We start from the raw sequence: 19,357 nt of genomic DNA, 5'->3' as shown, positions 1-19,357 counted from the left end.
CAGTCCGTTTGCAAATCTTTAGGTTTTTATGGTCTAATCAAAATGATTACGTAGTGCAGTCCAAAAAGTTGCTGTTACAGTATCATTGTGATCGATATTTGCTCCGCGTCGGTCTTGGAGGTCGTCTCCGGCCAGGCGTATTCACCTTAACTTTCGTTCAGTGAGGACCCGATGACGACCAACCCGACCCTTTCCAAACGTGTTCTCGATTCGTTGGCTGCGCGCAGCGAAACCGAGCAATGGGAGGAACTGCTTGCCAGGCTGCTCAAGCGCCTGGAACTCGACCCGGCTGATCGCGCGGATGCAGAAGTTCAATACGATCTTCTTGCCGACCAGATCGCCCGGAAGCTGAGCCTCCCCAGGCACGATGTGTATGTGTTCCCACAAGGCTCGATGCGTACGCAGACCACGATCAGCCAGCGCTATCCGGTGAAGTTTGACCTTGATATTGTGGTGAAGCTGACCGGTCCGGCCTACGACTCCCCACTCCCCGAGGTGATGTTCCAGGCGTTCGGGAAGGCGCTCGAAGGCAACGAGAGCGTCACCGGCGACCCTGTTGCGAAGCGCCGCTGCTGGCGCCTCGACTATCCCGGCAAGCCCTACTACTTTGATGTCACGCCAGCAGTCCGGGACCAGACCGGTCGGCCAGGCTCCAGCTTGTCTGTACGTGACCCTGACACAGGGTGGGCTCCATCGAACCCCGATGAATTTGCAGAGTGGTTCTGCACACATGCTGCCAAGCGCTTCCAGTTTCAAACGCTCCTCATGAAGGCGTCGCTGCGGGAGAGCGCGACGGTGGCGCCGCTGCCGAGCGCTCCCATTGGGCTCGACGACATCCTGCGCCGTAGGGTGCAGCTGATGAAGCTGCACCGCGATACCACCTACTGGTCCGCGCCAAAGGAACGGAAGGAGGCCATGCCAATTTCCGTGATCATCGTGACGTTGGCAACATGGGCGTACGCAGACTTGCTCGCCACTCGCCCTACTGGTTTCAAGTCGCCCATCGAGGTTGTTCTGGCCCTTGTGGAGGCTATGCCTAACTACATTGGTCGTGACGAAAAGGGCTGGCGCATCGAGAACCCGAAGCTCAATACCGAGAACTTTGCAGACCGCTGGAATTCTGACGGCGGCGCGCGCCATAGCGAGTTCGTTCGCTGGCACCGTGCCCTTGAGAGCGACCTGGAAGCGCTGCTGGGCCAAAGTGCGCGCGTGCCCAGCGACGACAAGATCCGCAGCGTTTTCGGCGGGGCCGGGCTTGAAGCCTGGAAGGCCATCAAGCCGAAGTCCGACGTGCTCGGCGGGCTCATCAGCAGCGCGAGTGCCTACACGCGGACGAACCCCAGCCAACCGATCAAGTCTGGCTCGTATAACACGCTGGGCTGATAGACGTGCATCGCCTCCCATCCCAAACAGCCAGGTTCGTCGTCGAAGAATGGCTCGACCAGGGGGCTGGATCGGCGTGGGCGCGGCGCGTACAACTGCTGCCCGGGGAAAAGGGCGTCGCATGGCAGATTGAGCTTCAAGATCCCACCTTGTTGATCAGCAGTGTGCGCCTGCTGCTCCCGACAGAGTTTCCTGCGGTTCCATGCAGGATTTACGTTGACGAGGGGTACTTCCTGAAAGTGCCGCATGTTGAGTCCGATGGTCACCTTTGTCTCGGGCAGCGGTCCATGCCCGGTGATTACGACGACCCCGTTTCAGCCGTCGTGCGCGCGCTTGGCGCGGTGAAAGAGCTGCTTGAGAATTCACGGGATGCCGGTTGGGTTCAGGCGCAGTTCCATGGCGAGCGTGCGTCCTACTGGCAGCACCTGGAAAAGGCAAAAGACTCAAGTCGACGGCCGGCACCGAAACGAACGTTAGTGGACGCAAGCGGGCTTCGTGGCTGGGCAGAAGGCTCGATCGCCGCCTATGTGCCAGCTGGATCCAAACATCGCGTCTACAGGCTGCAAGTCGCTTGCGCGGGAAATGTCGACCCTCACAAGCTGGCCACACGCCATCAATGGGTGGATGGATCTGTGGTGCGTGGCAAGGCACTTTTTGTGCGGATGCCAGGGACTGAGCTTTGGACGCCGTCTACTTGGCCGTCAACTTATGACCAGTTGGACTCGCTCGTCGGTCGGCTCACCGGGCATGAATGTTCGGTAAGCAGTTGGCTTCAGAAGCTCGGGGTGCCGCAGTCTCATTTTGTGGATGGACATGACTGTGCAGCCAACGGGTCCAAGATGCAGGCTCCGCCTGGACGACGCCCGATGCTCGTGGTGTTGGTCCAAGACGATCTTGCATACGGATTCCAGCTTTACCCGTCGACGCTGCCTACCCCGGGCAAGCCCAACATGCAGCCCATCGGCACGAGCCGCGTTGACTCGGATTGGGCACTGGCCCGGGACCACCAGCTCGAAGCGCTGCATCGGCGCCGTGGCAAGCGTGTGTTGTTGCTCGGAGCCGGTTCGTTGGGCAGCCCTTTAGCTGGCTCTTTGGCTCGCTCCGGCATCGGCACATTGGATATCGTGGATTCTCAGCTCATGGAGGCTGAAAACACGGCGCGGCACACGCTCGGGATGAGGGAGGTCGCGAATGGCAAAGCCCAGGCTTTGGCGTCTCGATTGATGCAGTCCATCCCGGGGATCCAGGTCAACGGACATCTCGCCGATGCCGCCACCTGGGTGACGAAGCATGCGAGTCCCGGCAAATATGATCTCGTTGTGGAGTGCACCGCCGAGTCATCCGTACGTGTGTTCCTCTCGCAGATGCGCGCATCGTTCTTTGGCAACGCGCCGTTGATCCATTCTTGGACCGAACCTATGTGCAGCGCTGGGCATGTGGTCTTGTCTCAGCCGGAAGTGCCGTGGCCAGCGGATGATCCTGCAGACTGGCTGGTCAATGCGAGCGATCTTTCTGCCAACGACACCCGTATTACTTTGCCGGCCTGCTCCGCGGGGTTTCACCCTTACGCCGCTGCAGATATCGAGTTGGTTGCTGCATTCGCTGCCCAGCGAGTGATCGCCGTGCTTGACGATCCACGGCATGCCTCGACTGTGTGGTCGTGGGTACGATCCAGCGCATTTTTTGAGCAGCTGCCGATGGCCGTAAACACGAGGTCGATCGTGCCGGAATCCAGGTTTGCTGCCGATAGCGCATCTGTGACTCGCAACCTTCGTGAAGTCCTGAGTCCGCGATGAGCGCAGCGCCCTTGGTGTTCCGATTGGAGGGAGCGTGCTGGACCTTGAGAATCCTGCCAACGGTCGTTCACTTCCTCGCACAGTATGCACAAACCAATCGCCTACAGCGGGAGTCGGTTGGACAGTTGTATGCGCGAGACCTCACCGGAAATAGCATAGATATTGAACTGGCGACACTGCTTCCGCCAAAGTGGTCCTTGCGCACGCGAGTCAAGTTCAACACGCAGCAGGCGATGGAGGAGCGCGAAGCGAAGTTCAAAGAAGGACTTCATTGCGTTGGCCTTTGGCATACCCATCCTGAAAAGACTCCCGAGCCTTCGCGTGAGGATCACGGCTTGGCGCGCGAACATGCCTTGGCCGCGCGACCTCAGTTGGCAGGACTGGTGTTCGTGATCGTTGGTAACGCCCCCGTTCCTCATGGGCTTGGAATATGGATCGACGATGGGGAGCTTCTACGACGCTGCTGGCACGACACGCCGGACACTCCACCAAAGATTCCCACGCAAGCCCGCATGAGAAGCAAAGGGCCTCACAACGACGCTACTCGGGCTTGACATTGGCAGCTTCGGCCACTTGCTTCCATGCCGAAATGTCTTCCTGCATCAGCTTGCGCAGTTGGTCAGGCGCAAGGAGCTCTTTGTATCGCCGCTATATGCTCATGGTGAGTACGGTCTTTCTGTCAATGAGTGATCGGGGGCGGACCGATCGCCTTCAAGCGTTGTCCGGCCGCAAGGCTTCTGAATCGGACAGCGAAGACATGCGTCAGGAGCTGTTGGACTTCATCGTTGGCGGGATGAAACAGGGTGTCAACTCTTAGAGGTTCTTTGAGCCCGGTCTACATAGATCCCTAGCCTGGTGAGTCACGGCCCGTTGCAGCGCCCCAGGCTGGTTGAACAACACCCGTCGGCTGATCTTATCGACCAAGCGGCTCCAGACAAGTACGCCCTGATGCGCGATACCCACCTGAAGCGTAGAAATCGTGCTTTGAAAGCGAATGGCGAGGCGCGCCGAGGGGAGCACGCGGATTAGTCTTGCTTTGTGCCGCGCCTCGTCAATTCCTCACGATGCTCATCGCGATACCTGCGGTGGGCATTCGCAATCCCCAGGGATAGGCCTTGGGTAAACCTCTTTCAAACTGATAGACAATCAACTCTGGGTGCAGGCGCCTGTCGTAGCCCATCCCCAGACGGATGCTGAGGCTCGCAGGGGCTGCGGCTACCAAATGAATCTTTCTTACTCCCTGCGCTTGAAGCTGCTGAACAGCGTCGCGGAACTGTGCAGCCATCGCATTTTGTTTTTGCTCCGACCAAAATCTGTCCGCAAGCGGTTCGCTCACTCGCAGGCGCACAACGGAGACAGATTCACCAAAGGTTTGCGCGATGTCTGCAGCGTTTATCGCATAGGACGCCTCCACAACAAGCACTGCTTCCGGCAGATTTGAAGCAGTATCGAGACCTTCCAATGGCTGAAAACGAATGGAGTCGTCAATGCCATCGAGTCCGCGCCAATTCCTGGCGCTTCTATCCCAGTCGTACAGGTGGACATGGGACTCATCGTCGAGCAGCATGCCTGCCAAGCACAGGGCCGGCACGGCGGCAAGTCCTCCAACGGCCACCTGAACATCACGTTTATCAACCCCGTTGGTTAATGACTGAAGTGTGGGTTTCAACGAGGCCATTTGCTCCAGCATGTAGTCCGTGTCAACGCGTGCATCCTGACCCTGGGGGCGAAAGTCGATCAGCAAATGGCGCCGGTCGCCACGGAATGCTGGAAGCACTTTGCTGACCGCCGGGGTGTCAGGGCTGGAATGCAGCCCTCGTAGTTCAATCACAACAAGCCTGCGGCGTCGCTCACGCAAAGAATCCCATATGAGGGTGCCAGCGCCGGTGACGATGAGACCAAATGCGAGGAATGAAAAGGGGATGGTGACCCAGCTTGGAAGTCCCTGACCCGTACCAAAGGAGAACGACCAGTTCTCGTTGTCTGACTGCAGCGCTAACTTCAATGCCCAGTCAGATGCCAGGGTAACACCCGCCAGCACCACACCGTGTTTGAGAAGTGCCAAACCTACAGACCGAGGCCTGGTGTACCAGTCCAGCAATCGATTCACTATCTGTTGAATCCAGCTCATTACTTCTCCCTCTGTGTACCGGCGTGCTACCCAACTGTGGACATGTCGTAGAGCGTTGAAAACCCTCACTCTTTACGGTTGCAGAAAAGTCCATAGTATTGTCTGGATTTTTGATTTTTTATTGGACCGTGATGTCCATGGCTTGCGGTGTGATTTCGAGTGCGCACCCTGATGCTGGTGAGGAACATTCCGGCGCTTAAGGATCATGACCCGTGCCCGACTCGGACGTCCCAACTCACTGGCCGGGTGTGATCTGGCTTGAGCAGCGAAGCTCTATATGGGATCTTGTTCCAAGTTCTTCATCCTCTAAGCTTGGCAAAGGGTTTGATGGGCAGCATGCTAGCGCTGGGCTGGAGGTCTTCTAGTCTTGCTTGGAGGTCACGGATGCAGAGCCGTGTCTCGGGCACCTATGGCCTTTTTGGCGCCTTCCTGAAGCCTTTCTCGGCCGGTCGAGGTCGAGGCCCGCAGAGGCCTCGCAACATATCTTGGACGAGCCAGAAAGGGATCACGTTAATGGGTGATGCCGCACACCAAATGTCTCAATTTGCGGGCGCCGGAGCAAACGCGGCGATGCCGGACGGTGCAGAGCTGGCACTTTCGATCATAGGAGCGCAAGACGTTCACAGTGCCATTGGCATGTACGAGAGGGCAATGTTTACACAGGCACACCACTACTTAGACGCCCCAGCCGAGGGCCTTGAGGTATGCATAAGTGCAAACGGAGCCGAGCAGTTTGCCCTGCAGATGAGCGGTCACGGATGACGCGGTAAGGACGATTGGCAAAACAGCGCTATACGGTTTGTGATTCGGCCAGTAACATCCCGTGCGGAAGTAATTTGTAACAGAAATGCTGTAGTTATATACAGTACCATCAATGCCAAGGAGTTCGCAACTGATGATTGACCTCACGTTTTTGTCAATCGAACGCATCATCGTCCACCACATTCCCCCGCGAGCGGACGATAAGTCGTTCGTGGCACCTACTTGCGCGACGTCGCTTGTTACGCTGCCCAAGGCAGGCCTGGACATGTTCGCGAAACGGATCAGTCAAGCACTCGGGCACCACTCGCATGGCATCCAAGCTCAGTTTCACAACACCGGAACGCAAAGCTTCTTCGCCAATGCGGTAGACATGATGGAAGGGAATGACGCCCAGTTCATCGCGAGTTCCGCCATCGTGGCGGTAGACTTGACAAGATCTCAGCAATCAAAAAACTTGTCCGCAAGCAAGCTAATAGTCATATCAGGCCATACATCGAAAAGCCGGTTTCCCTTCTCTGCGGTTGTTAAATCAGAACTGCAAGACGGGCTCACCGAAAAGTCAAACAAGGGAAAGACCGTCGTGGACTACTTGACGGATATTTTTTTTGCAGAAAGCCAGAAGCTCTACAAAATCGGCTTTGTACAGAAAACGAATAATCTAGGCACGAAGACGGCGCCTGAGCATTTCGCGGTTCATCTGTTCGACCATCTTATGACTGGGACGGAGACGCGCGGTGCGGCCTTCTACTTTCATTCGGAGTTTCTTGGAGCCGACGTTGCTTCCTCGGACCGACATCGAACAAGGGAGTTTTTCGAGAAGACTAATGAATTCGTGCAGTCTCAGAATATTCCAACTTCCAAAAAAATCGCACTTGGCGAAGCTTTGCGTGCTGAACTACGAAGTAACAAAAAAACGCTCAGTGTGAAGGGATTCTCCGACGATCATTTTGACCCTGCAATGCAGAGTCAGTACATCGTCTTTATGGATAAGGCGAACATTAGCAAGCATGCTATTACTAAAGATACTGAATATATAAAAACCAGATTGAAGCGCCGCAGAAAAATAGTTTTCACCACCGGAGTGATGATCAGTACACCCGCTGATCAAATATCCCTTGTCTCGATCGAACCGTCTTCGGATGGTTCCACAGTCGTGAAAATCAGTGGAACAGTAGAGAGTCAAGAGTGAAGATCTCCCGCGACCAGTTTCTTGCGGAAATGCGTGACGACGCATCTCTACTTGAGTTGTGGGCGCGTGAATCAGTGAAGCTAATCTCCGAGATGGTCAAGGCCGAAATTGGCGCGCAGCGCTACCACGGCTTCTTCAAAATCGAGCCTCAATATCGGCTAAAAACTGAAGAATCTGCACTCAGGAAGTTCGATCGATGGGACACACTGGCATCATCAAAAGAAATGCATGATCTAGTGGGGGCGAGATTTGTAGTATTGCTCCGCGCTGACTTGCAGGTCGTGGAAGATATTATTAAAAATCATTCCGGCTGGAGTGCCATTCGCACTCGGCATTTTGAGTATGAGGTGGACGACGATCCCGATGTCTTCGACTACCAGTCGATTCACCTAGTGATTAGCGGAAGCAGAGGTGCTACTATCGGTGGGTATGTTCTTTCCGATGATGTAAAGTGCGAAATACAAATTCGCACGATCATGCAACATGCCTATGCAGAGTTGTGCCATGACAAAATTTACAAGAATTTTCGTTCAATCCCGCAGAGCGCGAAACGTCTCGTGGCTCGATCAATGGCATTGATGGAGTCTACGGACTCAATCTTCAGCGAAACGGCAAAGCAACTTGAAGAAATATCCGAGGATCGCAATAAGTGGTTGGAATATCTTGCCGAGGTATATGGAGTGGCCATTCAGCGTAGCCCAGCACCGGTCGATGTTGTATGTGCAGTTGTATTTGATAGATTTCGTCATCTCTTGGAAAACGTAGGGATGAGCCACGTTGGAGACGCTGTAGAATCTAACGCCGTTCGATCGCGGATAAAGGCCAGGCTTGATGATAAGCTGTTCAGTAGCGCAGGCTGTGTTCTCACATATTGGCTTGTTGATAAGCACTTTAACGAAACAAAGCACTCCTGGCCAGATGAATCTCTTCTGCCAGGCCTGAAGCTCGTATGCGCAGATTTAGGTTATTCATATGACTAGATATTATGACAACCCCTGACACCACCCGATATTCCCCACCTGCCACCCAAGCTGAACTCGTCGTCGCTTGGCTAAGGCGTGCAAGGGAGTCGCAGTTCGCACACTATCGCGCTTCCAATAGATTGGCGAACTATGGACGCACGTTCGGCGTTCCAGTCATCGTAATCACCGCATTCGTGGGCGCCTCGGCATTCGCGTCCATCCTCTCTCAAACAGTTCCGCTCTACGCCAAGGTGATTGCAGGATTGTTCAGCATCGCCGCCACGGTTCTTTCTAGCCTGCAAACCTTCTTCAAGTTTTCGGAGAGGTCGGAGAAACACAGAACTGTTGGAGCTAAGTTTGGGTCGATCCGACGCGAACTGGAATCGCTCCATGCTCGGGGCGAGGTCAGCTCCAGCGAGCTGGCCGCCGTCCGGGAAAAGCTAGATAAGTTGGCAGAAGAGGCGCCTAACGTCGATGCACCCATTTTCTCGCATGAAGCCAAGGAGGGTGACGATCCCATCTAGCGTGCTGCCACCATCCCCAAAGATGGTCAGTGAACGTCGGGCTGCGACGTCGTATTCCGTCATCACGAGGCGTTCTCTTGGTGCGCCCCGCGTGCGACATTTCGCTGTGACTACCCGGGTTTGGGCACACTCCAGCGCCGCGATTGGCTTCCAATCAACTTTCTGGGCTCACCTATTGACTTCAAGCCCAACGCCTGCGACCGTGTGCCGGCTCGGGAGCCCCCGCAGATCTCACCGGGTGTACAGCTGCTTTCTGGCTTGCTCCTCAGAAAGGCGACGAAGCCATTCTGAGGGAATTCAATTCCACCGGATCACTCGCCGGGTCTCTTGCCAGCAAGCAAGGAGGCGACTGCAATGCAGAATCCAAAATCCGAAGACGCCGGAAGACTCTAGAGTGACTAGTCTTTGCCACGCAGAGTGTTCAGCCGCTCATCAGCCAAAGCAGTGCTCTGGTGGCCATAACAATTACCATCGCGTTACGTAGTGAATAGAACTGGCTATGCGCCAGCGCCCAGGAGCCGCACCGACGCTTCCGCTTAGGTGCCATCGAACTTTCGTTGAGTGCTCCATCGTGAATAGCGGCAAAGACGCTTATTCCGGGCGCGCTGAACACTGAGTCTATGTCGATCTGACCACTCCGCCGGCACCAATGGCAGGTCATCAGTTGCACTTTTACGGCAGAGTTCGGCCAGGAGTGGAAACCAGTGAGAGGCGGCTTTGAGGCAGGCCATTGAACCGGTTCTCCCCTGTTCGCACTGGTGTTCGAACGGCCCTGTCCGGTGCGAAGCAGGTGCTTCCCTCCATGCCGTGCTTTTTGTGACCCTGAACCGGCACGTCGGTTATCGTAGGCCCTTACTTCGTTCTAACTACCCCCTCACCGTCAGAGAATCTCGCATGTTCAACCTCGAAGGCACCCCGTACATCCTCGATCCTGTTGCCACCGCACAGGTTCGCAAACGGCTTGACGCGATTGAAGAGCGCGTCGCCCTGCTGCGAAAAAACGGTACGCTTACGGAAGGCACACTGCGTGACTACTACGGCGAAAAGCGATTCGAACAGGTGGCCGAGTCGAATGCTATCGAAGGTAGCCCCTTGACCGTTGGCGAAACCGAGCTCGCGGTCGTTAAAGGAATAACGATTACAGGGCATGACCCGGCGTACACGAAAGACGCGGTTTCACTTGATCGTGCTCTGACTAAGATCGTCGATCTTGCCAAGAACAAAGCTAGCCTCACAGATATTCCTCAACTTCAGGAGGTTCACAACCTCTTGTTGGGCGATCGACCAGGGGCGGGCATCTTCCGGCGCGAACGGGTTGTGATTAGCGGTGCGAAGCACACCCCCCCTCGTACTTGGGAGGAGGTGATGAAAAACATGGAGGCGTGGCAAGCCTGGTCAAAGGTAAATGAGACATTGCCAGCACCGATTAGATCAATTGTGTTGCACGCTTGGCTGACGCACATTCATCCGTACATCGATGGCAACGGGCGCTCCGCGCGTGCTATCGGAAATCTTGAGCTGATTCGTGCTGGCTACCCACCGATCATTATCAAGAAGAAGGAGCGCGAGCGGTACATCGACGCGTTGGCAGAGTCCGACGATGGAGGCGATATTCGTTCTTTTGCCGAGCTGATTTTCGACCGTATTGAGGGAGCACTCCTTGGGCTAGAAGGTTCGGCCAAGCGGAAGCAGGGCTTCGACCCGTTCCTAGAGAAAATCCGTAATCGCCAACAGAAAGAACTTCGCATCTGGGAGATCACTGTTCGGCTGCTCGCTGAGATCGTCGAACACAATATGTCCTCTGCGCTCGACTCCATCGGTGGCAGTTGCCACGTTCGGGTGTTCGATGATGCATTGGACCTCCAAGACTACATTGAGGTGTGCTCGAATCACGCGGTGGCAAGGAGTTGGGCTTTTGACTTGAGCGTTGTAGTTCCAGGCATCCCGAAGCTCGAGAAGCTTGCGTACATTGGGCACCGTAGCGATCAAATGCTGCAGAAGCTGGAGCGACAAGGCGGCCCATCCCTGTTCTGGTCCAGGAAAAATCCCGCGGGATTCCCAAAATGGGTGAGCGATACAGTATCGCCTTACGCCGTTGAATTGACAGCCAAGTCCGGCAACGGTGACAAGTGGTATGCGAAGCTCGCAGACGGCAAAATTGTTGAAGTTCAGACTACGGAACTTGCCCATCGGATTTCAACTGCATTGCTGCAGGAGATGCAATCTGAGTGACGGGGGTAATTCGGCACTTTCACTGCCTGCGGCAGCGTACGTGGGTTTGCCGTCGCCCGCGACGCCCCCTCGTCATTCTCGAACGTCACATTGGTGAGGAGACCTTGACGTGGGGATTTTGGCGAGTTGGCCCCTGAGATAGCCTAAAACCAGTTATGCGAACGTGCGCCGACTGCGAATCGATGGCTGCGAAAGAGCCTGTCTCTGAGAGCGTCCTGGAGGTTGCATTCGTCGCTTGTTCACTGTGCCAACACAGCAACTGTCCGAAATCTTCGGCAAATCATTTGAAATTGTCCAAAATATTGAACGCCCGTCTGGCTAGGGCTTAAGTCAAAGAACCTCGACACGCATAGTGCGCTAACGAGGAAGAGCAGATTACCGTAACCGCCTCTGACAAAACGCCAGGCAAAGCTATCGCCGCTTACCAGCGAACCTTTGTAGTCGATTTCGACTCGCGTGACGACGAGGCTTATTCCGCGTTTGGACAGCTCACCGAATTTCAGGCCCTTCGACTCCAGAAGCTCGTGGCGGGCGTGCTCTAGGTAATTCAGGTAGACCCCGTTGTTCACTACGTGGTCCATATCGCACTCGTAGTCTCGGACCTTCAGTTCAACTTCGAAGATCTTCGCCGCTTGGGTTGGGGTTGGGAGGTCTGTCATGGAAGGTCCAGTGTCCATAGGTAGTCAACACGCATGTGTGCTGTCCATACCATCACCACGCTGGTATCCGTAGTTCTGTTTTGCCTTCGCTTGCGTGTATGCTCCACACGCGGATCTCATCGACCCAACGATCGGAAGCATAGTGGTGACCCATCCAACGCGTCCTTAGAAATCACATGCATCTCGCATTTGTGTGGCGAGCATGGCGGCATCGTGTTCCAGATCCGCGATGCCCCCGGCCAGTTGCTGATCCCTGCGCTGCTCAATGCCACGGAAGTCACCAGCATATCCAGCACCGCTGCCCGTGCCGGACATCATGTATCACCAAACCAATTTTCGCTGGTGAACCCCGTCGCACCTCGTGATCATCTCAACGACGAGTCCGCTTTGCCCCGATGGCGGTCTCAAGCTTGAAGCGCAACACCGCTTATTGAAACGGTTTGGGTTCAGAGAATGTTAGCGCCCTGCGGCGGCCCAATGGCCTGCATGAACTGCATGAACTGCTTGAACGCCTGGTACGGTGCCTTCCATCCCAGAGTCTCGCGTGGTCGGTTGTTCATCATGTTCGCAATCGAGCGCATCGCATCCTGATCGTGCACGCTCAGGTCTGTTCCCTTGGGCAGGAACTGGCGCAGCAACCGTTAGTGCTCGCGCAACTGCCACGCTGCTGGGGACTGTGTGGGTCACAAACGATACCCGCTTCCCTGTTGCCTTGGCCAGCTCCCGATGGCGCGCCATCTCCCTCGTTGTTGGTCAGCGTCTGGCTCATGGGTCCTATCACGTGGTTGAGTTTGGCCGTAAAGGCCGCCAGGGCCGCCAGGGCCGTCTCGGCCGTTGCATCGGGCATCTTGCACAGCCAAACCAGGCGCGTGCTGCGCTCGACCAGCACACCGACTGCTGACTGGTCGTTGGCGCCTTTGATCAAGTCCCCTTCCCACTGCCCAGGCAACAGCCGGTCATCGTTATCGAGAGGGCACACATGGATGCTGACCCGCAAAGTGCGGCCGGCGGCCACTGCGCCCCTGGCGCATCAGCGCGATCAGCTGTTCCTTGAGCCCGCGCGTGGTTAGGCATAGATAGCCTTGTAGATCGTCTCGCGAGACACATGCCGGCTGGAATCCTCGGGGTACACGCCCTGCAGTGTGCGGGTAATTTGCTGGGGAGATCAACGCCAAACCAAAGGATCAAAGACCACGCGCCACACGGCGCCCAGGGGGTGTAGCTTGGGCAAGGGCCTGGGCATGCTAGCTCACGGCAAATGGTGCTGGGACTGCACCCATGGAGGCGGTCGATGGACAGCTGGCTGCAGCCCCTGCTGCAAAAGAGAAGCAACCGTGAGGCGATCTTCTGGCTGCAAGTGCGTGTATCGTGAATTCATTTGTGCAAATCACCTGGGGGGCAGGTGTTGCACTCCAAGTTTGAGACCGCCGACCGCCCTGCCTTGGCAGCTTTACTGGTAAATAGAAGGCTTACGGCATGGCTCGATGAAGAGGCACGTGAGCAAGGAGTCCAATTGTTGGCCGATACGATATTGAGGCAACACTAGAAACCTGCGGCCTTCGCCAGGGGCAAGAAATCCGCGACACCGCCAACGTCAAGCATTTGCCATTCACGACCGTTGTGTGCGAGTACCCTTCCATCCCGGATGCAAAGATAGTTTCCAGTGGAAGAGTAGCTACGGCAATCGACGTTATTGATCCGAACCTGAGTACCAATCGATGGCAGAAACGTCGGCAAGGCATGCTCAGCCCAGTTGAGAACCCTTGTACTGTCGCTGTTTTGTTGCGCGTAGCTTGCACCGATTGCAGACATGGCTGGCGGACTGCAAAGAATGTGGTGCGTGACGTCCCTGCAATGAACCATTTGCGTCGGCCCATTCAGCATATAGTCTGCCCAGACAAAGCCGCCCGCTACCAATCGGTTATTACGCTCATTCACGTTAAAGAATGCTTGATAGAGGTTGGCCTGCTGACGCATGCCATCCGAAATGCCCGTGCTGTCTCGGCCAGTTAGAGGGCGCCCCACGTTATTTTGCTGATTGACTGGAACGCCAATATCATTGACCAGCCCGTATTCCGTAAAAACGATAGGTAGATTTGGATAACGAGTGCGAAGTGGAATCAGCGTGTTGTCGAAAACAGGCTGCCAATAGGCTTGCTCAAGCTCAGCCACCGACATGACGCGGGTTGGTATCGGCATTTTCTCCAAAGTGTTGGGATATGCACTGATGCCGATAACATCAAATCCGAGATCACCTGCAAGCATCGGAGCCCACTCACCACCTCGAAAGCCTGCAGGTTGCATCAGCACTTTAATTTCTTGGTCGTAAGTGACTCTGCCGCTGTAAGCGGATCGCACTCCAGCCATCATACGATTCAACTCCGTCCCGAAATGTACAGGCAGAGTTGCGGTGGGGCGCGCACGGAAGAGCCAATCAGTTTCGGTGCCGATTGAGTAAAGCTCTACACCCATTTCTTGAGAAAGTCGTGCATATTTTACTGCGATGTCTGTATATGTATTCCAGAATACCGCCCGTTTTGCGACATGCTGGGGATGATCAGGAGCCCACCAGAAATCAGCAGGATCAAGGCACTGCATCATCGTTTCGCCAGCTTCGACAAAGGGCTTGCCCATCACAAACCGCGGGATAGGCGCGTCCGCACGCCGGCAGCGCGGATCACCGGGAACGGCGGATCCTTGCATATCCCCGTCGGGCTGCTCAAAGGCAAGAGTCAAATACGTCTTGAAGCCTAGGGCATGTGCCCTGGCAACGAACGCACGCAGGTCTGCGTCATCCCAGGTGGCAATTTCATTCGCCTTTCCCCCCACTGGTCGGTACCGCAGTCGAACAGCAGGATCTGAAACGCTGTCTACAAACATTGCCACGCTGATGCCGATCCACTGGGCATTAATTTTCCGCAATCCATTAAAGTAGTGGTCGGGTACGGCCAATACGCCAGCGCGAATGCTGTTGAGCGTCTCGACGATGGATTGCTTATCTAGTGAGGTAGACGAGCTATCTACTACCGCAGAGGTGGGCATAAGCGATGCGCCGCTGGCAATCACTGACGAAACCAGTTCCCTCGCGGCCCCAACGACCGTCGAGGAGGACGGTGTTTGCACCAGGCCATCCGAAGTAAGAATGAATGTGAGGTCTTCGCTAAAGCCAGAAACCTCGCGCAGGGAAGAGTCCAATGAGGGCCTGAACTGCAGCAACCGAGTGCTGTTCTCAAGCGTGCGTACTAACCAGAATCCAGCTTTAGGCAGCAAAGTCCCGCTAGGTAGTTGAACGTTTGTCAACTCCACCCGAGCAACATCATTTGTGAACTTCTGGCCGTCTGGCTGTGTGAAACTAGACCTTGAAACGCTGGTCCGAACGTCTTGCACCTTCAGTTGGCCACCGGTTTGGAATGGACCTGGTACTGAATTTCTTATGCCTTCGGCACTGCCGCTGCTGAAATTGGTGGCCATATGCGCCCCCGTCACCCCCACTAAAGACTTGTCCGCCGCTGATGCCATTCCGGTTGCCACGATGAATGAGGGCAGCAGGAGTCGAGAGATGATGCTACGTAGAGAGTCGCGCATTTTGTATTCTTGGTGTTGCCGTTGCGGATAGGAAAAGTCCCGTGCGGATTTCAGCCCTGACTGGAAGCCAACAGTTGGGTGGTCTGCGTCAAATTGTATCGAGCGCCTAGAGTTTGCCCCAGGGCAGACAACCAAGGCCACCCGAGCGCAGGCCCGACGGGCAATCCGCACCACACCTCAGCAAGCAAGTAGAACCGGCCATCTAACCGCCATCGAGGTAGTGAGTGCACTTGCTTCTAAATCAGTTGAAACTCAATATGCCTCGCACACTGCGGCCGTTGAGGTCGCTGTAGGAGATGGCCAGTTCCGCGCTGGTCGGCACCGCTAAGTTCTGTGGCGGCGCGGGGATGGTCGAGTTGATCGATGTGGCTGCGACCGCGGGATATGTCAACGGGTTGACGCGCACATTGGGATATGCCGCGGCGGCGCTAACGCGCCCTTGCTCGAACAGGTAGGTGTTGTCCAGGCGCAGCGGTGCGCTGGCCTTGGCGGGCTTGGCAATGGTGGTCTGAAGCGCAGCCGATGCCTTGTTGCGCAGCGTGGCGGCGATGTCCACTGTCGTGAGCGACAACGTGACCTCAGGGTAGTTCGCCGAACTGCCGGCGGCCAAGGCCGCTGCGCTTTCCGGCAGGGCGGCCAGGCGTGCCTGGTAGGTCGCGATGGGGGTCTTGCCGGCTTGGCCGTTCACGGTCTTCCAGCCATCGTCAGCGAACACCTGCAGTGTGTAGGTGCCGCCTGCCGTGAAGCCCAATGCGTTGAAGGCCTGGTCCAGCGCCGCGGCGTCCGTGTTCTGCACCCGCGTGGCATTGAGCTCCGCGCCATTGGCTGTGCAATCCGCCGTGGCGGCTTCAGCAATGGAGGCGGCGCCAGTGCTCCAACAGGCCTTGAAGGTTTCATCCACCGGCGGGTTGAGCGCATTGCCGGGCTTGCCCGCGAATTCTGGCGCAGTGGCCAGCAGGCGCGGCGACACCAGCTTGAAGGCCGTAGCGATGCCGGGGCCAGAGAGGATGGCGTAGGTGGCCACGCCGCTTGGGTCCGTCAGGTTGTAGCGTACCTCGCTGCGAAAGCGCCGCGCAGGCGACTGTGCGGTCCCATCAGCGAGCTTGAAGCGGTTGTACACCGCGCTGATCGAGGTCACGCCAAAGCCCACGATGCGCTGGTTGCCCAGCAGCCGCAGGTCCTGCGAATTCTGCGGCGCGGCGCAGGCGCCCGCGACGGTGGCGGTACCGGCGCTGCTGCCTTGCACCAGGGTCTCCTGGATACCGCGCTGCACCATGCCGTCGGTGAAGGTGAGGTTGTAGCGCACGTCGATCTCGCGGCGGGCTGAGCCGTCGCTGTTGGTGGTGTTGCGCTCGGCTAGGACTTCGATGTCGGTGCGTTTGGCGCCTACGCGGCGCGACAGGCTGGCGCGGACTTCGGCATCGCCGTCGAAGCGGGCGATTTCGCCGCCACGCGTCACGCCGCTGTGGAAGTAGCAGGCGTCCAGGTTGGCGAAGGCCTGCGCTCCGCTGGCGGGAAGGCTGGTGGCGTAGAGCGCGTCCTGCGCGGCCAAGAAGGCGGTGGCCTTGGCGATCGCGTCGCTGGAGGTGCAACTGGTGGGGTGCACACTGCAGGCGAAGTCAGCCAGGGCGCCCACGCGCAGCAACTGGTTGCCGGTGACGGGGCCGAGCACGTAGACGGAGCTGCCCTCCACGCCCACGTAGTTGCCGCTGGAGTAGGGGCCGCGGAAGGAGAAGCCAGCGGCCGTCACGCTGGGTTGCGTGCCGGGAAACACGGCCGGTAGGGCGGTTTGCGCCCAGTCGAACAGTTCGTTCGCGGTGGGCACGCGGGGCGCGGCATGCAGGCTGGCATGGCCCAGGGCAAGGGCCGCGAGCGCTGCCGAGGCGGCCAGGCGGCGAACTTGGGAATGGTTTTTCGTCGGCACAGTTGCTCCTTGGAAATCGATGCGCACAGCGCACCCTCACCGAAAAATGTATGCAACGGTTACTACGATGGAAATGATGCAAATGCATCATTTTTGGGGCGGCGGGCGCATACCTTCAGCAGTCGTGCACGGGCCTACCGTTGTCGGCAGGGGCTGTTGCGCGGGGGAAACGAGGAGCGGCGGGAACAAAACCCGCCAGTTGAGCGGAGAAAGTCGGAGGGGGGCAAGCGGTGCCTTATTCCGCGATCAGGCGCAGTTCTTCGATTAGGCCGGCGATGCTGTTGACGTCGAGCTTGCCGTAGATGGCCTGCATGTGGTTACGCACCGTGCTGGGGGCGCGGCCGAGCTCGGCGGCCACGCCCTTGTGCGTGTGGCCCTGTGCCATGAGCCGGGCCACCGCCAGTTCGCGTGGCGAGAGGGCGTCGGCCCGGTGGCGCGGGCGGGAGTGCAGGAATAGCAGGTCGCGCTCCACATGGCAGGTAACCACCTTATGGCGTCCGCAGAACACGCGCTGCCCCCCGGCGAAGTGCTTGCGCAGCGCATCAGGAATGGCCGGCGGAGTCCAACGCTCCCATTCCAGCCGCATCGCCTCCTCGAAGGCCGGGTCCTGGTGATAAAGCATGCCGCGCGCATCAGCAATGGCGCTGCCCTGGATCGGCTGTTCCGCCCGGTTCAGCCGTGACAGGTGCAGCATGCGGTTGTGCTTGAGCGACTGCTGCAGGTGCGGCATCAGGGCGGCCAGCAGTAGCCGCTCTTGCTCGGTGCCCTCGGCCTTGGCGCTGGCGCGAAACAGTGTGACCCATTGTGCCAACCCTGTGTCCAAGTCGAGGACGGAGGTGATAAAGAAATTGCGTTGATCAAAGCGGTTTCCGTACTCCAACAGGGGGCGCTGGGACGGCGCCGAGAACCAATCCGCGGAATTGAACGACAACGTGGCAGCTGGCGCCCTGGACACCGCGACCGCTGCGGTGTCGAGGTGTTTGACCGCCTCATAGGCGTGCAGCATTTCGATGGGTTGCCGGTGCAGGTGGATGGTGTGGATATCAATACCGGACACTCCGTGCTTGGCTGTGCCCCACATGGAAGAGTCGAATGCCAATTCGGTGCGCACCAGCCCCAACGCCGCATCTTGAAACTGGTCTAGCGGGCACTCAAGCGAGAGGCGATAGAGCGAAAGCAACAATAGGCTGTATTCGTGGGAGATGGCACGTTGCATGTTTATTGGAGCCCATCTACATCGATAAACTGATTTACGTCGCCGTAACCAATTGCTACATTTTCGGCTAAAAGGGTGGAGCTAGCTATCACACGAACGGGTGACGTGTACAGACCAAAGTGCGCGCTACGTTTGGCCAATCCCTGGTGCCAAGCAGCACAGTTCAAGGTTCGGCCAAAGGAAGCACGCATACATGCAATGAACCCTTGATTGCAGTGTAGTCGCTGGATGTCGGTGAGTTGATAGCGTAGCTTTGGTTTGACGGATCAGTTCTGGCGGTGCAAGCAGCACCGCCATTCCTGGCTCGCTCTGGCTGTGCAGCCCGTCAGCAGCGAGGTTGTGCGCAGCTTCACCTTGGTTGGTCAGACATGGTGCCAAGTGCCGCAGTGGTTTCTGTCGTCTGGCGATGCGGTGAACCAAATCGCATAGTGGTGCATGGGAGCTGATGGTCTGCTGTGCCTAAAGCTGTGCAACTAGGTGCAGGGCGTGCGTGTGTTCGATTGGCAAGCTCGCGCAACTGTCTCGCTGACCTTCTGCCGCACGCTATTTGGTTCGGGAGCATGGATCAAGGTAGCGATATCTCGACCTCGTCAAGTAGGAGATGTGTGTTGATGAGTTGATACCGAAGAGGTGGGTTGACGGGTCCAGTCTGCCTGCAGAGGCAATGCAACACGAGCTTTCCTGCTTGGTCGTGGCACATAGGAGAGTAGAACTATTTGTGAATTGGTTTCCGCTGGAGTAGAACTATTTGTCAAAAAGCCCGCTATCCAACGGATAGTGCTGACAAATTGAACAATAGATCTCCGCTGACTTGATCATCTCGTGCCCTCCTTGGCCTGGGGGCGTACTAGGGGTTGCCGCTTTTTCACTCTAGGGTAGAACTCTTTGTTAACGAATTGACCCTGAAGTCGGCCTTCCAGGGTACAACTTATTGTCGAAAAACGGCCAGAGCACAACTCATTGTCGAAGAGTACAACTTAATTGTCGAACACCA

At 56.9% G+C, this 19,357-nt stretch carries 16 protein-coding genes; 9 read left to right on the top strand and 7 right to left on the bottom strand.

Annotation, left to right across the window (positions count from 1 at the left end; genetic code table 11):
- Positions 1-171: 171 nt before the first annotated feature.
- Genes ACK59X_RS34545 through ACK59X_RS34530 form a run of 4 tightly spaced genes read left to right on the top strand, consistent with a single transcriptional unit; the run spans position 172 to position 3,996 of the window.
- A complete protein-coding gene (locus ACK59X_RS34545; RefSeq protein ID WP_409964028.1) occupies positions 172-1,383 on the top strand; it encodes a nucleotidyltransferase in 1,212 nt (403 codons plus the stop codon).
- A 5-nt stretch (positions 1,384-1,388) separates the two neighbouring features.
- Entirely contained in the window at positions 1,389-3,179 is a 1,791-nt protein-coding gene (locus tag ACK59X_RS34540) for a ThiF family adenylyltransferase (protein WP_409964026.1), read from the top strand.
- Positions 3,176-3,733, top strand: coding sequence for a Mov34/MPN/PAD-1 family protein (locus ACK59X_RS34535; RefSeq protein ID WP_409964024.1), 558 nt, complete (start codon positions 3,176-3,178; stop codon positions 3,731-3,733). The genes ACK59X_RS34540 and ACK59X_RS34535 overlap by 4 nt, the downstream gene beginning before the upstream one ends.
- Before the next feature lie 35 nt (positions 3,734-3,768).
- Positions 3,769-3,996 (top strand): hypothetical protein, encoded by a 228-nt coding sequence (locus ACK59X_RS34530; protein WP_409964022.1) that lies wholly within the window; start codon positions 3,769-3,771, stop codon positions 3,994-3,996.
- Positions 3,997-4,230: 234 nt separating this feature from the next.
- Here ACK59X_RS34530 and ACK59X_RS34525 read toward each other — a convergent pair whose 3' ends face one another.
- Positions 4,231-5,310 (bottom strand): SAVED domain-containing protein, encoded by a 1,080-nt coding sequence (locus tag ACK59X_RS34525; protein WP_409964020.1) that lies wholly within the window; start codon positions 5,308-5,310, stop codon positions 4,231-4,233.
- A 327-nt stretch (positions 5,311-5,637) separates the two neighbouring features.
- On the opposite strand from ACK59X_RS34525, the gene ACK59X_RS34520 reads away from it, so the two are divergent.
- The 5 genes from ACK59X_RS34520 (at position 5,638) to ACK59X_RS34500 (ending at position 10,979) form a co-directional block, all read left to right on the top strand.
- Positions 5,638-6,072, top strand: a complete 435-nt coding sequence (locus tag ACK59X_RS34520; protein ID WP_409964069.1) for an FAD-dependent monooxygenase — start codon at positions 5,638-5,640, stop codon at positions 6,070-6,072.
- 133 nt (positions 6,073-6,205) lie between these two features.
- On the top strand, positions 6,206-7,261 hold the full coding sequence (locus ACK59X_RS34515) for a nucleoid-associated protein (RefSeq protein ID WP_409964018.1): 1,056 nt from the start codon (positions 6,206-6,208) through the stop codon (positions 7,259-7,261).
- Positions 7,258-8,241, top strand: a complete 984-nt coding sequence (locus tag ACK59X_RS34510; protein ID WP_409964016.1) for a GTP pyrophosphokinase family protein — start codon at positions 7,258-7,260, stop codon at positions 8,239-8,241. The genes ACK59X_RS34515 and ACK59X_RS34510 overlap by 4 nt, the downstream gene beginning before the upstream one ends.
- A 5-nt stretch (positions 8,242-8,246) precedes the next feature.
- Entirely contained in the window at positions 8,247-8,747 is a 501-nt protein-coding gene (locus tag ACK59X_RS34505) for an SLATT domain-containing protein (protein ID WP_409964014.1), read from the top strand.
- An 894-nt stretch (positions 8,748-9,641) separates the two neighbouring features.
- Entirely contained in the window at positions 9,642-10,979 is a 1,338-nt protein-coding gene (locus ACK59X_RS34500) for a Fic family protein (RefSeq protein WP_409964012.1), read from the top strand.
- Between the two features lie 239 nt (positions 10,980-11,218).
- On the opposite strand, the gene ACK59X_RS34495 is transcribed toward ACK59X_RS34500, so the two are convergent.
- The 6 genes from ACK59X_RS34495 to ACK59X_RS34470 all read right to left on the bottom strand — a co-directional run bounded on the left by ACK59X_RS34495 (position 11,219) and on the right by ACK59X_RS34470 (position 18,363).
- Complete coding sequence (locus ACK59X_RS34495; RefSeq protein ID WP_409964010.1) at positions 11,219-11,638, bottom strand: acyl-CoA thioesterase; 420 nt, start codon at positions 11,636-11,638, stop codon at positions 11,219-11,221.
- Positions 11,639-11,803: 165 nt separating this feature from the next.
- Complete coding sequence (locus ACK59X_RS34490; RefSeq protein ID WP_409964008.1) at positions 11,804-11,953, bottom strand: hypothetical protein; 150 nt, start codon at positions 11,951-11,953, stop codon at positions 11,804-11,806.
- Between the two features lie 131 nt (positions 11,954-12,084).
- A complete protein-coding gene (locus ACK59X_RS34485; protein WP_409964006.1) occupies positions 12,085-12,276 on the bottom strand; it encodes a hypothetical protein in 192 nt (63 codons plus the stop codon).
- A 904-nt stretch (positions 12,277-13,180) separates the two neighbouring features.
- Entirely contained in the window at positions 13,181-15,109 is a 1,929-nt protein-coding gene (locus ACK59X_RS34480) for a hypothetical protein (protein ID WP_409964004.1), read from the bottom strand.
- 355 nt (positions 15,110-15,464) lie between these two features.
- A complete protein-coding gene (locus ACK59X_RS34475) occupies positions 15,465-17,147 on the bottom strand; it encodes a hypothetical protein (RefSeq protein ID WP_409964002.1) in 1,683 nt (560 codons plus the stop codon).
- Positions 17,148-17,382: 235 nt separating this feature from the next.
- Complete coding sequence (locus ACK59X_RS34470; protein WP_409964000.1) at positions 17,383-18,363, bottom strand: helix-turn-helix transcriptional regulator; 981 nt, start codon at positions 18,361-18,363, stop codon at positions 17,383-17,385.
- Between the last annotated feature and the right edge of the window lie 994 nt (positions 18,364-19,357).

Source organism: Acidovorax sp. (assembly GCF_046339755.1).
Classification (GTDB): domain Bacteria; phylum Pseudomonadota; class Gammaproteobacteria; order Burkholderiales; family Burkholderiaceae_C; genus Acidovorax.
This window is presented reverse-complemented; position numbering and strand designations above follow the sequence as displayed.